We start from the raw sequence: 15,035 nt of genomic DNA on the forward strand, positions 1-15,035 counted from the left end.
AAACAAAAGCGATGCCTTCTATGGTTAAAGTGGGCAGGGAAAACCTGCCTCCGGCGGCCAGGGGATGATCCCCTAAACCCCAGGTTGCGAAAGCCCTCCCCCTTCGTTCCTCAGGGTGAGGGCTTCCGCGAAGATTTCTGTTAAATTGAGCAAAACCTGTTTGTCAAACTTTTCAAACGTTTGGCCCCCGGCAGGGCCGCCGGAGGCGTCTTTAACCTGGCTGCCTCCGGCGGGTCGCTTTTTTGAAAAAAAGCTCCGCAAAAAACGTTTCTAATGTGAAAAAGTGGAAATTATTTCGGCGGAGCCTGGAAAGGCTTGCTTAAGACCTGTTTATCAAACTTTTTAAAAGTTTGGCCCCCGGCAGGGCCGCCGGAGGCACGCTCCACCCACGCGGTGCTGCCGGTCTCCCGGTTGGGGGAGAGGCGCAGGTGGTGGGTGATGCAGGAGAGGGTGTCGGTCTCGGTGTGGGTGACATAGATCAGGGTGGTTTTTCCGCTCATGCCCACCCGGTCGGCCAGATCCAGGACAAATCGGCTGTTGGCATCGTCCAGGCCCTGGCAGGGCTCGTCTAAGATCAGAAGGGGAGGGGCCTTGATCATGGACCGGGCGATGAGGACCATGCGCTGCTCACCGGAGGAGAGGCTCCGAAGGGGGCTCTCCTTGCGGTGGGAAAGGCCCATGACTTCGAGCCAGGCACAGGCGGCCTCTTTTTCCAGAAGGGAGAACCTCCGGTAGGTGCCGATGGAATCGGAGAGGCCCGAGAGGATGGCGGAAAAGGGGGTGGCGGCGGCGCGGTAGCCGATCTGAAACTCGGCGGAGAGGTACCCGATCTGTTTTTTAATATCCCAGATGCTCTCCCCGGTGCCTCGCCTGCGGCCGAAAAGCGAGATATCGTTGCCGTAGGCCTTGGGATTGTCGCCGTTGATCATGGAGAGCAGGGTGGATTTTCCCGAGCCGTTGGGGCCGGTGATCATGAGGTGCTCCCCTTTGCGAAGGGCAAAGCTGACGCCGTCCACCACGGGCCGTCCGTTGTAGGCCACGGAGACATCGCAAAACCGGACCAGGGGATCCCCTGTACTGAACTCGGGGGTCTCTGCCCCGGGAAGAAAGCAGGCCTGCGGAAGTTCCGCCGGGCAAGGGGTTTTCTCCACGTGTCGCGCCTTGGCCCACGCCGCTTTCGGGCCGCAGGAGACAAGGCGTCCTTGGTCCATCTCCGCCACATGGGTCACCCAGGGCATCACGTCGCCTGCCCGCCCCAGGATCAGCACCGGGGTGATGCCTGCCCGGGAGAGGCTGTGGATACGCTCCCCTAAAGAGGCGGCGGCGCCTTTGTCGAGCCCGCAAAAGGGATCGTCCAGAACAAGAAGGGATGGGTCCGCCATCAGGGCCCTGCAGATCAGGGATTTTCGAATCTCCCCGGTGGAGAGAAAGCGCAGGCCCCGGTCAAAAAGGGGGGCCAGCCCAAAGGACTCTCCCAAGAGGCGGGCCTTGGCCTCATCCTTCACCTGCTCCATGATAAAGCCCAGGGCAGAGCGCCCTGGATCGATGCGGTCCATGTAATCGGTGTCGTCTTCCCGGAGTTCCCGTTCAATGGTGGCCAGGTGCTCCTCAAAGGAGATATGGCCCACAGCTCCGGGCCTGCCGGTAAGAGAACCCGATGAGGGCTCGGCCTTTCCGGCCAGGAGCCTTCCCAGGGCCGATTTTCCCGAGCCGTTGGGACCGGTGACGGCCCACACCTGCCCGGAAGAAAGGGTCAGGTTGATGCTGCGAAGCCAGGCGTCGCCGGCAATACGATAGTCCACAGATGCAAGTGTCATGTCCATGGGGCGTATATACCACAGCAGGGCCGGTAACCCCCAGAGAGTTTCTCTCATTTTCTCTTCCAAAACCCATCGTTTTTCGAAGCATACATATGCCAGCCTTGCCCATAGTCCCCATAGAGAACACATCAATCTCAAAAATTCGAACAACAAAGCCTTCGATTTACGCCATAATGTCTTAAAAAATACCTACCACAGCGATCCAAACACGCCAAAACAAACCAAAATCGCGTAAATATCATCAAAATCCTTTGTAAAATCTTAAATTGTTCATAACTTTTTCGGGTTTTTTCAGTCTGCCCCTTTTCCTCGAGCTTCCGGCCCATGGACCCCACCCGGGGCATCACAGGACCTCCCCGCCCATCCCGGGTCGCTTTTTTCCGCAAAACCCACTGAGATTCATGGAAAAACGACCTTTTTATTTGCCGGACGGTGTGATAATTTTTTAGATGATCGAAGCCATCAGGGCTCGCACGCATACGACCTGATGCCATTGAGCGGTGTCGGCGGTCTCAACCACGATGCCGAGCCCCACGCAGCTCATGGTGCCTGCGTATTGAATGCATGCCGGAGCCCTTCCCCTTTCCGACCTCTCGCCCCTGTCTCCCCCACACATGGCTTGCCCGATACGCAGCAACCCTTTTTTTTGAAAGGCAACACCATGGCCCCAGCTCCGCCACCCACACACCGCGCCACCCGTGCCTGGGCACTCATGCTCCTTGCCCTCCCCCTGCTCCTCTGGGGAACCTGCCGGGCCGAGACCCTCACCGTGGGTTTCCTTGCCGGTGGCGGGGGTCTGGGGGACCAGTCTTACAACGACATGACCTGGGTGGGGCTGGCCAAGGCCCGAAAGCAATACGGAATCCGACTCACCTACGCGCCCACGGAAGAAAACGACGCCTCAAGGCGGCAGGCCCTTGAGACCCTCCTTACCGGCGGGGCCACGGTGGTGGTTTGCAACGGGGCGGGGCTGATCCCGGTGGTGAAGGCCGTGGCAACCCAACGCCCGGAGATCACCTTCATCATCAACGACCACCTCGTCCAGGGGTTCGCCAACATCGTCTCCACCACCTTTGCAAATCACGAGGGCTCTTTCCTGGCAGGGGTCCTGGCGGGAGCCATGACCAAAACACGACGCATCGGATTTATCGGCGGGGTCCGCATGTGCGCCATCCGCTCCTTTCACATGGGCTTCACCCAAGGGGTCCGGTTTGCCAACCCCGACGCAACCGTCATCACGCGCTTCATCGCCGAGAAGGGAGACTACTCAGGCTTCAGCAACCCCGATGCCGGCTACGCCCTGGCCGACACCCTTTACCGGGAAGGCACGGACATCATCTACGCCGTGGCCGGCCTGTCCGGAAACGGGGTCATCCAGGCTGCCCGGGCCCACAGCCGGTATGTCATCGGCGTGGACGCAGACCAGGACCACATGGCCCGAGGGCTCGTCCTCACCAGCATGATGAAGCGGCTGGACCGCGCCTCCCTCATGGAGGTGGAAAAAATCCTCACCCACCGGTTCCAGCCCGGGGAGAGCCCTTACAACCTTGAAAACGGAGGGGTGAGTCTCAGTCCCATGCGGTACACCCGGGAGATGATCCCCGAGGCGATCCACCGACAACTGAAGCTGGCGGAGTCCGACATCATCGCCGGTGAACTCACCGTCCACCGGTGCGAGGAGGCCCCCCCATGAAAACCATCATCCTTCTGCTGGCCTGTCTCCTGATTCCCCTGGGCCCGGTGTCGGGCAAGCCCCTCACCGTGGGCTTTCTGGTGGGCTACTCGGGTATCGGGGACCAGTCCTTCAACGACATGACCTACGCCGGCCTCATCAAGGCCAAACAGGACCTGGGCATCGGCGTCATCGTCGAGGACATGGAAAAATCCCAGGCCGCGGCAGAAGAAGCCATGCAGCGACTTCTCAAGCGACAGGTCCAGGTCATCGTGGCCAACGGCTTTGAGTTCAAAGAGCTGGTGACCGCCTACGCCAGGCGCCATCCCGAGACTTACTTCATCATGCACGATGTGCCCATCAAGGGCCTGGACAACGTGGTATCCACGGTATTTGCCGTGGAAGAGGGGGCCTTTCTCGCCGGGCTCCTTGCCGCGTCCATGCCCGGGGCCCGAAAAATCGGGTACATCGGTGCCGTGGACATCCCCGTGATGGCCCCCTTTCTCACCGGGTTCCGCGCGGGGATCCGGTACGCCTCTCCTGGCATTCCCCTGGAGGTGGCCTATATCTCCGAGGCCCCGGATTACAGCGGGTTCAACGACCCGGCAAAAGGACATGCCGTGGCCACCGAGATGTATGAACGCGGAGCCACCACCATCTTTTCAGTGGCCGGCCTCACGGGAAACGGTGTGATTCAGGCGGCCCGGGCCGCCGACCGCTTTGTCATCGGCGTGGACTCCGACCAGGACCACCTTGCCGTCGGCCATGTCCTCACCAGCATGATGAAGCGCCTTGATATCGCCACCTACAAAGAGGTGGCCAAAATCGCCATGGGCCGCTTCCGTCCCGGCATCCGCCACTACGGCCTCCTGGAAGACGGGGTGGGGCTGTCCCCCATGACCTACACGCGAAAGAAGATCCCCCAGGCCCTGCTCGACCGCCTGGAGGAGGTGCGCTTGAAGATCATCGCCGGTGAGATCCGTTTTCCCCAAACCGGCCTTCCCCCCAAAGGAGCGCCATGACCTTTGCCTGGACACTTCAACGAAAAATTACCACGGGGACCCTCCTGATCCTTCTGGCGGCCCTTATCCTGTCGGGGGCGTTGATCCTGGACAAACAGCGGCACCAGCTCATCGGGGACCTCACCCGGCAGACCGAACGGCTCACCGCCCTGGTTGCAGAGTTCAGCGTGCAGCCCATCGAAAGGTACAACTACTTTGTCCTGGAAGAGGTGGCCCTGAGCGTGGAGCAGTTTTCTCAGGTGGCGTTTTGTGAAATCTACGACACCTCCGGAAACTCCCTGATCAATATCGAGGCCACCATCCACGGGAAAGATGTCACAAAAAAACAGCGCCGTACCGGCAACAACATCCTCATCGCCTCCCGGGCCATCACCTCAGACACCGGCACCTCCTTGGGCGAGGTTGAAATCGGGACCTTCACCGACACCGCCATTGCCCAGCTCCGCATGGACGCCATAACGCTAAGCGTGGGCAGCTTTCTCATCCTGGGGCTGGTGGCTGTGTGCCTCCACCTCTTCCTGGCAAAAAGCATCGTCACCCCGGTGGTCACCCTCTCCACCATGGCCAAAGCCCTCTCCCGGGGGGAATTCGTCAAGCCCGACCTGGACGTGCGCACCGATGAAATCGGCCACCTCTGCCAGGCCTTTCAGGAGATGAGCAGCAGCCTCCAGCACCTTTACGCCCACCTTGAAAAAGAGGTCGCCGAGCGCACCGGAGAGCTGGAGGGGGCCAACCGCCTCCTGCAGACAGAAATCAAAGAGAAGGAAGCCATGGAAAAAGCCCTGCACAAAGCCAAGGAGGACGCCGAGGAGGCCAACCGGTACAAGAGCCTTTTTGTGGCCAACATGAGCCATGAAATCCGCACCCCCTTAAACGCCATCCTCGGATACGCCCAGATCCTCCAGCAAAAGGAGTTGGGAGACCCGGACATCACCCACGCCGTGGACACCATTGAAAAGAGCGGGAGCCACCTGCTGGGGGTCATCAACGACATCCTCGATTTTTCCAAAATCGAAGCGGGAAAAATGGACCTGCGCATGGCCCCCTTTGACCTGGTGGCCCTGTTGGCCAACCTGGACACCCTTTTTGCCCTCAGGTGCAGACACAAAAATCTCTCCTGGGAGGTCACCGGCCCTGCGGACCGCACCTGCCTTCCCGTGGAAGGGGATGAGGGAAAGCTTCGCCAGGTGCTCATCAACCTGCTCAACAACGCCGTAAAATTCACCGGGTCCGGGGCCATCCGCCTCCGGGTCAAAGAGACCGCCCCGGACCTGTTTCACTTTGAGGTCCGTGACACCGGAGCCGGTATCCCCAAAGCATCCGTGGACACCATCTTTCTCCCCTTCCGGCAGGGCCACAGTGATGCCCGGGAGGAGGGCACCGGCCTGGGCCTGCCCATCTCCAGCAGCTATGTCCGACTCATGGGGGGCACCCTGGAGCTGACCTCCGGCGAAGGGCTGGGCAGCCGGTTTCACTTCACCGTGCGGCTTCCCCAGGTCCCCTTAGAAAGCCTGCCCGCCCAAGGCACCGTCCCCGCGCCCAGGCAGCTGGATAAAAACGGCAACCTGACGGCCATGGTGGTGGACGACAACCGGAACAACCGGGACGTCCTTGCCACCATCCTCAAGGGCCTGGGCTTTGCCGTCACCACGGTGGACAATGGCCGGGACGCGCTGGCACAGCTGGAGACCCAGGCAACGGATATCCTCTTTGTGGACTATCACATGCCCGGCCTCACCGGCCTTGACATGGCCCGGGAGGCCAGGAGCCGCGGAACCTCTCCCCCCATTCCCACGGTCCTTGTCACAGCCGACGTCTTTGACCTCAAAGGGCAACTCTCCGCCGAAAAAGGCATTGACCACTGCATCCCCAAACCCCTTCGCATCGACGACGTAACCCATGCCGTGGAGGCCCTCCTCCCCGTAACCTTCAAACCCGTTGAGCATCGGCAGGCCCCGCCACCCCCCATGGCCGCCGACCTCTCCCCGGACCTTCGCCGCGCCATACGGGAGGCCGCGCAATTCGGCAAGGTCAGTGAACTCAAGGAGCTCATGGGCCAGGTGACCCACGGCGACACCAAAGAGGCCATGGCCCGGCTGCTTCGAAAATACGACATGGACGGCATCATCGCCCTGATGAATGCATCCCCCCAAGGAGATCCCCATGCAGACCCCTGACGAGCACACCCCCACCCCGCCGAAAATTCTCATCGTGGACGACAAACCAGAGAACATCGACCTCATCATGAAGATCCTGGAACCGGAGGGGTACAACCTCGCCTTTGCCACCAACGGCACCAAGGCCCTTGAGGTGGCGCGCCACTTTATCCCGGACCTCATCCTCATGGATGTCATGATGCCCCCGGGGCCAGACGGATTTGCAACCTGCACCCAGCTCAAGGCCGACCCCCTCACCACCGATATCCCCGTGGTCTTTGTCACGGCCAAGGGCGAAACCACAGCCATCGTGGAGGGGTTCCGTTGCGGTGGCCAGGATTACATCCCCAAGCCCTTCCGACGGGAAGAGGTCCTCTCCCGGGTCCGCACCCACGTACAGGTGCGCCTTTTGATCGCCAAACAGGCACGGCTCATCGAGGAGCTCCAGGAGGCCCTCTCCCATGTCAAAACCCTGCGCGGGCTCCTCCCCATCTGCGCCGCCTGCAAAAAAGTGCGCGACGACGACGGCTACTGGCACCAGATCGAAAAATACCTCTCCACCCACTCGGAGTTGGGTTTTACCCACGGCATCTGCGCCGAGTGCGCCCGGCGCCTCTACCCCGACCTCGACCTCTCGGATCTCTCCGATACCCCCGACGACACCGTGTAAGGGTGCGACCCCGCCGAAGACACACCGGGCAGGCTCAGCCACCCATGCCTTGGACGGCATGGATCAAAGACCGTGCTCTCTTTTTCGTTTTCAGCCCTGAAACCGCAAAAAAGAGCCCCAAACAGCCTGGTTCCCGACCTGTCCCCCCTTAAAAACCACGAGCTGAACGCAAAGGAGTTAATACACCATAAAATTCTACCAAAGAGGCACATTAAATAAGGCAGAACACCTTTAAAGTCATCACTACCTCAAAAAATCATACCAAAAACACATCCAAACCAATTTCAAACACACCAAAACAAAATATTTATCTGTTTTTCCCAATCCAAGCTCCATTTCCCAGGCAAAACCCCACCCATTGTTCATAACTTTCTGATCCCAAAGCATCTCTGTCGTCTTTTTCCGGTTGCAGTGCCCGTTGCACCGTGGTATTGGTCTTACCAAAAAACATCAATCTGGAGTATTGGTATGACCAAAATAGAGACGGAGGGCCGCCTCTTCCACACCGTGGCCCGCGCCATCGCCGACCGCATCGAGAGCGACGAGTGGCCCCCGGGAACGCGACTTCCCTCCGAGCGAAGCCTGGCCGAACACTTTGCCGTCTCCCGAAGCTGCATCCGGGAGGCCATCCGGACCCTCTCCGAACAGCAGATCGTGGAGACACGAAGGGGGGCGGGAACCTTTGTCTCCGAACCGGACGACTCGGCCCTGTCCGCCCACCTCGCCCGGGTGGTCCCCTTGAAAACCGAACGCCTTGCCGAGATCTTCGATGTCCGGCGCATCATCGAGCCCCAGCTCGCCGCACGGGCAGCCCAACACATCTCCGAAGACCAGCTCGTCCGCCTCAAACTCCTGGTCTATGAACAGGAAAAACGGGCCCTGGCCGGAGAGACCACCGAAGACCTGGACCAGGCCTTCCACCTCTGCCTGGCCGAAGCCTCGGGAAACACCATCCTTTTAAATGTGGTGAAAAACCTCACCACCATCCTGACGGAATCCCGCACCGAGGCCCTCCAGACCCCGGAACGAAGCCGCCTGTCCGTCACCTCCCACGTGGCGGTCATCGACGCCCTGGAACGGGGAGACAGCGCCGCCGCCGAAGCCGCCATGCGCCGTCACCTTGAAACCGTGGAGCAGGCAGTGTTTGAAGGAGGGGAATCAACATGGCCTCCGCCCGCAAAGTAAGCCACCCCAACAGCCTATTTATTTGACCAAAATCGTTCCCAACATCTGTTTATCCAACGTGTCAAAAGCCTGACCATCGGAGGCTGCTTTTGAACCCAGAATAGGACGGAATCAAGATATGCTGACATCGTTTATGATTTATGCGGTTGTGGGCGCCATTGCAGGCGTCCTGGCAGGACTCCTCGGCATCGGGGGCGGCCTGGTCATTGTTCCCATGCTGGTCTTCAGCTTCACCCTTCAGCACATCCCCCAGGAGCTCATGATGCACCTGGCCCTGGGCACCTCCCTGGCCAGCATCATCTTCACCTCCGTCTCCAGCTTCCGGGCCCACCACAAACGCGGCGCCGTGCGCTGGGACGTGTTCAAGCGAATCACCCCGGGGATCCTTGTGGGTACCTTTGCCGGCTCCTGCGTGGCGTCGCGACTCCCCACCCACATCCTCAAAGGGATCTTTGTGGCCTTCCTCTACTACGTGGCCACCCAGATGATCCTCGGGAAAAAACCGGCCGCCACACGGCAGGTCCCCGGCACCACCGGCATCTTCGGGGCAGGGGGCGTCATCGGCTCCTTTTCCAGCCTGGTGGGCATCGGAGGCGGGACCCTGTCGGTCCCCTTCCTCACCTGGTGCAACATCCCCGTCCACCACGCCATCGGCACCTCATCTGCCATCGGCCTGCCCATCGCCCTGGCCGGTGCCTTCGGCTACATGCTCAACGGCCTGGGCACACCCAACCTCCCCGACCTCTCCCTGGGCTACGTCTACCTCCCGGCCCTTATCGGCATCATCTGCTTCAGCGTCCTCACCGCCCCCTTGGGCGCAAAACTCGCCCACAGCCTCCCCGTGGACAAACTCAAACGCATCTTCGCCATCCTCCTCTACGTGGTGGCCACCCGCATGCTCATCAGCGTGTTTTAAAACCAAAAAGCGCCTCCGGCGGCAAGGTGAGCCACCTTGAAAGCAGGTTGCCAGAGGCAACTCTACACAGACTAAAAAAAAGAGGCCGTGTGTCACCCCATGGGCGGCACACGGCCTCTTTTATTTCAACGCTCAAGCCAGCCCAAAAACCGACCATCATTTCCGGGCGAAGCCCGTCAGCGAATGTGATCGACCTGAGGAACGAAGGTCGGGAGCATTCGCGAACCTGGGGTCAAGGGGCTTTAGCCCCTTGCCGCCGGAGGCATCTGTTTGTTTCTCATGATTTCACCAAACCGTAGCCCGTTTCTCCGTGGAGGACTTGATCGAGACCGATGAGCTCGGACTCTTCGTCGACGCGGAAGCCCAGGGTTTTTTCGATGACGAAGCACAGGAGAAGGGTGACGCTGGAGGCCAGAAGGATGGTTACCCCCATGCCCGTGGCCTGGACGAGGAGCTGGTCAAAGGGGCCCCAGGCTTTTCCCGCAGCGGCCGAGGCCTCGGCCATCCAGCTGTCCCGGATAAAAAAGGAGAGCATAAGAACGCCCAGGCCGCTGCCCACGCCGTGGATGCCGAAGCAATCCAGGGAGTCGTCGTAGCCGAACCGGGTTTTCAGGGTCAGGGCCCAATAGCAAAGGCACGAGGAGAGAGCCCCTAAAACCAGGGCCCCGCCGGGCAGCACCACACCGGCGGCCGGGGTGATGACCACAAGGCCTGCCAGGATCCCCGAGACAAACCCCAGGGCGGTGGCCTTTTTGAAAATCCACGCCTCAATGACCAGCCAGGTGAGGGCGCCTGAGGCGGCGGAGATCTGAGTCATGGCCAGGGCCCGGGCCGTGTCCAGGCCGCTGCCCAGGGTGGAGCCGGCGTTGAACCCGAACCACCCAACCCAGAGAAGGCCTGCGCCCATCATGGTCATGACAAGGTTGTTGGGATGAAAAGCGGTCCTGGGAAACCCCTTGCGCGGCCCGAGGTAAAGGGCGGCCACCAGGGCGCTGATCCCTGCAGAGACGTGAATCACCAGCCCCCCGGCAAGGTCGATAACCCCTGCGGCCCCGATGTTCAAAAGCCACCCGTCCGGCGCCCAGACCCAGTGGCACAAGGGGGCGTAGACAAAGAGAAACCACAGGGCGATAAAGGCAATGTACCCCCTGAACTGGACCCGTTCGGCAATGGCCCCACTGATAAGAGCCGGGGTGATGATGGCAAATTTTCCCTGGAACATGGCGATGATGTACTCGGGGATCCCGTCGGTTACTGTCGAGTCGATGCCGGAAAGCAGAAAATAATCGGGATTCCAGCCCCAGAACCCGCCCAGGATACTCTTCCCGAAGGTGAGGCTGTATCCGCACACCACCCAGAGCACCCCGATGACGGCCAGGGCCACGAAGGTGTGCATCATGGTGGAGAGCACGTTCTTGGTCCGCACCAATCCGCCGTAAAACATGGCCAGGCCCGGTACCATCAGAAGCACCAGGGCCGTTGAGATAAGCATCCAGCTCGTGCTGCCCGTGTCCACCCCGTCACCGGAGAGGGCAAAGGCCGACCCCTTCAGCACCACCCATGCCCCTGCCGTCATCATCGCTGTTCGAAACCTGTTTCGCATCATTTATCCCCATCAGAAAGTTCACAAAAAAGCCCTTACGGCAAATTTCCTCATGATTTCGGGGATATCTCTAATCAATATCCGTGCCATCTCGTGACATACGGATATATGGGTCAGCAATTCAACCAGTTATATTCATGCCCGCACACAACAGCAGCGCAAGCAAAATAACATTTATGTAATTCATAAAGCGCATTCATTGCAGTTTTGTTGTTTTCCACCCCGCAAAAAAGATGCGGAAAACCTTCTATGCAACCACAGAGGGCTCAGAAAAAACAAAAAAAAGCCTCCGGCGGCAAGGTGTGCCACCTTGAAAGCAAATTGCGAATGCGCTTTCCCCTTCGTTCCTCAGGGAAAATCGCACTCGCCTTTGGTTCAGATTAAACGGAGTCTGTTTTTAAAAGCTGTTTATCAAACTTTTCAAAAATTTGGTCCCCGGCAGGGCCGCCGGAGGCATCCTCAGGGAAAATCACAATTGTCTTGGGTTTAGATTAAATTAAACGGAGCCTGTTTTTAAAAACTGTTTATCAAACTTTTCAAAAGTTTGGCCCCCGGCAGGGCCGCCGGAGGCATCCTCAGGGAAAATCACATTCGCCTTGGGTTCAGATTAAACGGAATCTGTTTTTAAAACCTGTTTGTTAAACTTTTTAAAAGGTTAGCCCCCGGCAGGGCCGCCGGAGGCTTTTTTGGCCCGAGTCCTCAGTCGCCCTGCTTCATTTTTTTGAGCCGTTTGCTCAGGGCGGGCTGGGAGATGCCGATGAGGCGACTGGCGATGGACTGGTTGCCGTCGGCGCGCTTCATGGCTTCTGTCACCAGAAGATCCGTCACGTCATGGACGGAAGGCAGGGATTTTGAGGAGACAAAGACGCTCTCGTCCTCAGGGACGTCACGGGCGTCGTGGTCATGGGCGGGCAGGGTCATGGAGCCGATCTTGCGTTTGAAGGCGTCCAGGGAAAGCATCTTCGCCTTGTGGGTGCTGACGGCGTCATGGGCCATGGCCTGGAGTTCCCGGACGTTGCCGGGGAAGGGGTAGTTGGCAAGAAGGGTCTCCAGCTCCCGGGGGTAGGTGGGCCGCTTTTTGCCCAGGGCGTCGGCGGCTTCGCCGAGGAAGTGGTTGAGGAGAAGGGGAATATCCCCTTTGCGCTCCCGCAAAGGGGGGATATGCACGTGGTGGGCACAGAGGCGGTAGTAGAGGTCCTTCCGGAACTCTCCCTTGGCCTGTTTCTTGTCCAGATCCTGGTTGGTGGCCACCACGATGCGGGCGTTCATGCGCTTGGGGCGATCGTTCCCCAGGGGATAGTACTCCCCGTTCTGGATCAGGCGAAGCAGCTTCACCTGGGAGGTGACACTCAGGTCCCCGATCTCATCGAGAAAGAGGGTTCCCTGGGCTGCCTGCTCAACCATCCCCTTGCGCACCCCGTGGGCGCTGGTAAAGGCCCCCGGGGCGTGGCCGAAGAGGGTATCGGAAAAGACATTGTCGTCCAGGCCCGCCACGTTGATGGAGACCAGGGGGCCCTCCACTCCGCTGAGGCGATGGGCGGTGTGGGCAAAAAGCTCTTTTCCCACGCCGCTCTCCCCGGTGATGAGGATGGGCATGGCGCTTTTGGCAACAGACTCCAGGTATTGAAACACGGCGCGCATGGCCTTGTCGCCGGTTAAAATCTCTTCAAAGGCCTCCGGGTTTTCCAGGCGGTCATGGAGAAGGCGGCTTCTGATCTCCTTGTGTTCCTTGGACATCTCCACCATCTGAATGGCACGGTTGACACCCAGGACCAGGCGATCCTCTTCGTTGGTCTTGACGAAGTAGTCGTAGGCACCCAGCTTCATGCACCGGACGGCCGGCTCGATCTGGTTGATTCCGCTGATGATGATCACCCCCACCTCGGGGTGCTCCTCGATGATGGACGAAAGGAGCTTGTCCCCGGAGAGCCAGGGCATGTTCAGGTCCAGCAGCACCAGGCCGAAGCCGCCCTGGGCCAGGATCCCCATCACCTCCCGGCTGTCCTGACAGCGGGTGAGGTTGTTGATGCCGGCCGATCGCTCCAGGGCGATGGAGAGGCTTCGGATAAACGGCTCTTCATCGTCGACGATCAGCACCTTGAACGAGGGGTAAAGGGATTTGCGCGGAATCACGGGCGAGTCCTTCTGAACATTGGAAGTCTAAGGGAAGCGGTGGTGCCTTCTCCGGGTTCGGAGACAAAATCCAGCACGCCGCCATGCTCGTTGACAATGGTGGTGGAAACGGAGAGGCCGAGGCCGGTGCCTCCGGTGTCCCGCTTGGTGGTAAAAAAAGGATCGGTGAGGTGGGGCAGGTGGTCGGGGTCGATGCCGGTGCCCTCATCGCGAACCTCCAGGACGACCCCTTTGCGGTCCGGGCTGTTGAAGGTCTTAAGGGCGATGCACTGGTCCGGTGCCGACAGGGCCTGGCAGGCATTTAAGATCAGGTTCACCACCACCTGCTCGATGCGCTGGGGGTTGCCGCGCACCTTGCACAGGCTGTCGCTGCAGGAGACCGAAAAGCAGTGGGTGGCCTTTTTGATGGAGTTGTCCACCAGCCGCGCGGCGGCGCGGACCACCTCGTTTAAATCCATGACCTCCATCTGCCGGGAGTTGTCGATGCGGGAAAAGTCTTTCAGGTCTTCCACGATGTGCTTGATGCGCTTGCCCCCGGCCTGCATCTCGGAGAGCATGTGGGGAATCTCTTCCCGCATGCGGGTGTATTCGAGGCCCCCCACCAGAAAGTCCCCGTGCTGTTCGTAGTACCCCTCCAGAATGGGCCACAGGTCTTCAAAGGAGTCCATGATCACGGGGGTATTTAAGAGGACCAGGCTGTTGGGATTGTTGATCTCATGGGCCACCCCCGAGACGAGGATCCCCAGAGAGGCCATCTTGTCCGCCTGGATGAGCTGCTGCTGCTGGAGGTGAAGCTCCCGGGTGCGGTTAGCCACCTCCCGTTTCAGGGTGCGGTTCCACATGAGGATCGCGCCCATCATCAGCACCAGGGGAACCACCACCACCATGCTGATCTTCACGATGCGCGTCCACGACGGGGTCCGCGGCTCCAGGACCCCGAGCCACTTGTCGTAGATCTCCTGGTACCGGCCCGTGTTCTTCAGGATGGAGAGCCCCTCGTTGAGCCGGGCCTGAAGCTCTGCATTCCCTTTTTTCACGGCGTAACAATACTTGAAGCTCACCGCGGTCTTGCCCGAGGTGACGATGTTGGAGAGGCGGTGTTTCCGGCCCAGATAGAGCCCCGGCAGGTTGGCCACCACGGCGTAATCGTGCTTGCCCGAGGCCAGGAGCCGCAGGGCGTTGGCGTGGGTATCGGTGAGGATCACCGTGATGCCCCCATGCTTGACGAGGTTGTCGTGCATGGAACCGGCCTCCTGGACGATGGCCTCAAAGCCCACAAGGTCATCGACGCTCTTGGCGCTGGGGGAGCCTTTGCGGTAAAAAATGGATTGATGGATCAGGGCGTGGGGAACGAAATCAAACACGGACTGCCGCTCTTCGGTGAACACCGTGCCGGGCAACACGTCCACCTCCCCTTTTTCAAGGGCGGTGCGCATCTCGCTCCAGTTGCCAAGACGGATCTCGATGTTGAGGCCCATGACCTCGGCAATGGCCCGGGTGAGCTCCACGTTGTAACCTGCGGGGTTGCCCTCCTCATCCAGGTACTCGTAGGGAGGGTAATAGTAGTCGCCGCCCACGATGTAGGTTTTGTTGGAATCCACGGGGGTAAGGGCCCGTGCGGGTTCGGGCAGGAAGGCCTGAGAAACAAGGGAGACCAGCAGAAGAAGCACCATGCCCGCGAGCTTTACAGCCCGCTGCTGAGCCGACCCGGCGCTCCCCATGAATATAAAACACGTTCTCATAACCGACCTATTCTTAAATGAAACCACACCCATCGAACCCTGTCATGGTTATGACCCCCGGGGGCTGTTCTGTCAATACGGGTTTGCATGAAAAAAAACGGGCCGGATACCCTCTC

General features: G+C 59.8%; 10 protein-coding genes. 6 read left to right on the top strand and 4 right to left on the bottom strand.

What is annotated here, in order from left to right; translation table 11 throughout:
* Nucleotides 1–290: 290 nt before the first annotated feature.
* Nucleotides 291–1,874 carry an ATP-binding cassette domain-containing protein gene (locus BLQ12_RS23580; RefSeq protein ID WP_175470032.1) on the bottom strand — a complete coding sequence of 528 codons (1,584 nt, stop codon included), beginning with the start codon at nucleotides 1,872–1,874 and terminating at the stop codon, nucleotides 291–293.
* 607 nt (nucleotides 1,875–2,481) lie between these two features.
* Between BLQ12_RS23580 and BLQ12_RS23585 the strand changes: the two genes are divergently transcribed.
* The 6 genes from BLQ12_RS23585 (at nucleotide 2,482) to BLQ12_RS23610 (ending at nucleotide 9,441) form a co-directional block, all read left to right on the top strand.
* Nucleotides 2,482–3,513, top strand: coding sequence for a BMP family lipoprotein (locus BLQ12_RS23585; protein WP_175470033.1), 1,032 nt, complete (start codon nucleotides 2,482–2,484; stop codon nucleotides 3,511–3,513).
* The gene (locus BLQ12_RS23590) at nucleotides 3,510–4,514 is read left to right on the top strand and encodes a BMP family lipoprotein (RefSeq protein WP_092214826.1); all 1,005 of its coding nucleotides are present in this window, start codon (nucleotides 3,510–3,512) and stop codon (nucleotides 4,512–4,514) included. The genes BLQ12_RS23585 and BLQ12_RS23590 overlap by 4 nt, the downstream gene beginning before the upstream one ends.
* Nucleotides 4,511–6,691 (top strand): ATP-binding protein, encoded by a 2,181-nt coding sequence (locus BLQ12_RS23595; protein WP_092214829.1) that lies wholly within the window; start codon nucleotides 4,511–4,513, stop codon nucleotides 6,689–6,691. The genes BLQ12_RS23590 and BLQ12_RS23595 overlap by 4 nt, the downstream gene beginning before the upstream one ends.
* The gene (locus tag BLQ12_RS23600) at nucleotides 6,678–7,340 is read left to right on the top strand and encodes a response regulator (protein ID WP_092214832.1); all 663 of its coding nucleotides are present in this window, start codon (nucleotides 6,678–6,680) and stop codon (nucleotides 7,338–7,340) included. Before BLQ12_RS23595 ends, BLQ12_RS23600 begins: the two co-directional genes overlap by 14 nt.
* A gap of 468 nt (nucleotides 7,341–7,808) precedes the next feature.
* Nucleotides 7,809–8,525 carry a FadR/GntR family transcriptional regulator gene (locus BLQ12_RS23605; RefSeq protein WP_092214835.1) on the top strand — a complete coding sequence of 239 codons (717 nt, stop codon included), beginning with the start codon at nucleotides 7,809–7,811 and terminating at the stop codon, nucleotides 8,523–8,525.
* Between the two features lie 118 nt (nucleotides 8,526–8,643).
* Nucleotides 8,644–9,441, top strand: a complete 798-nt coding sequence (locus BLQ12_RS23610; protein ID WP_092214838.1) for a sulfite exporter TauE/SafE family protein — start codon at nucleotides 8,644–8,646, stop codon at nucleotides 9,439–9,441.
* A 277-nt stretch (nucleotides 9,442–9,718) separates the two neighbouring features.
* Here the strand turns inward: BLQ12_RS23610 and BLQ12_RS23615 are convergent, their stop codons facing one another.
* The 3 genes from BLQ12_RS23615 to BLQ12_RS23625 all read right to left on the bottom strand — a co-directional run bounded on the left by BLQ12_RS23615 (nucleotide 9,719) and on the right by BLQ12_RS23625 (nucleotide 14,919).
* Nucleotides 9,719–11,047 (bottom strand): ammonium transporter, encoded by a 1,329-nt coding sequence (locus BLQ12_RS23615; RefSeq protein ID WP_226860079.1) that lies wholly within the window; start codon nucleotides 11,045–11,047, stop codon nucleotides 9,719–9,721.
* Nucleotides 11,048–11,743: 696 nt separating this feature from the next.
* On the bottom strand, nucleotides 11,744–13,177 hold the full coding sequence (locus BLQ12_RS23620; protein ID WP_254782104.1) for a sigma-54-dependent transcriptional regulator: 1,434 nt from the start codon (nucleotides 13,175–13,177) through the stop codon (nucleotides 11,744–11,746).
* Nucleotides 13,174–14,919, bottom strand: a complete 1,746-nt coding sequence (locus BLQ12_RS23625; RefSeq protein ID WP_217640390.1) for a transporter substrate-binding domain-containing protein — start codon at nucleotides 14,917–14,919, stop codon at nucleotides 13,174–13,176. Before BLQ12_RS23625 ends, BLQ12_RS23620 begins: the two co-directional genes overlap by 4 nt.
* Between the last annotated feature and the right edge of the window lie 116 nt (nucleotides 14,920–15,035).

It is taken from the genome of Desulfoluna spongiiphila (genome assembly GCF_900101345.1).
Lineage (GTDB): Bacteria > Desulfobacterota > Desulfobacteria > Desulfobacterales > Desulfolunaceae > Desulfoluna > Desulfoluna spongiiphila.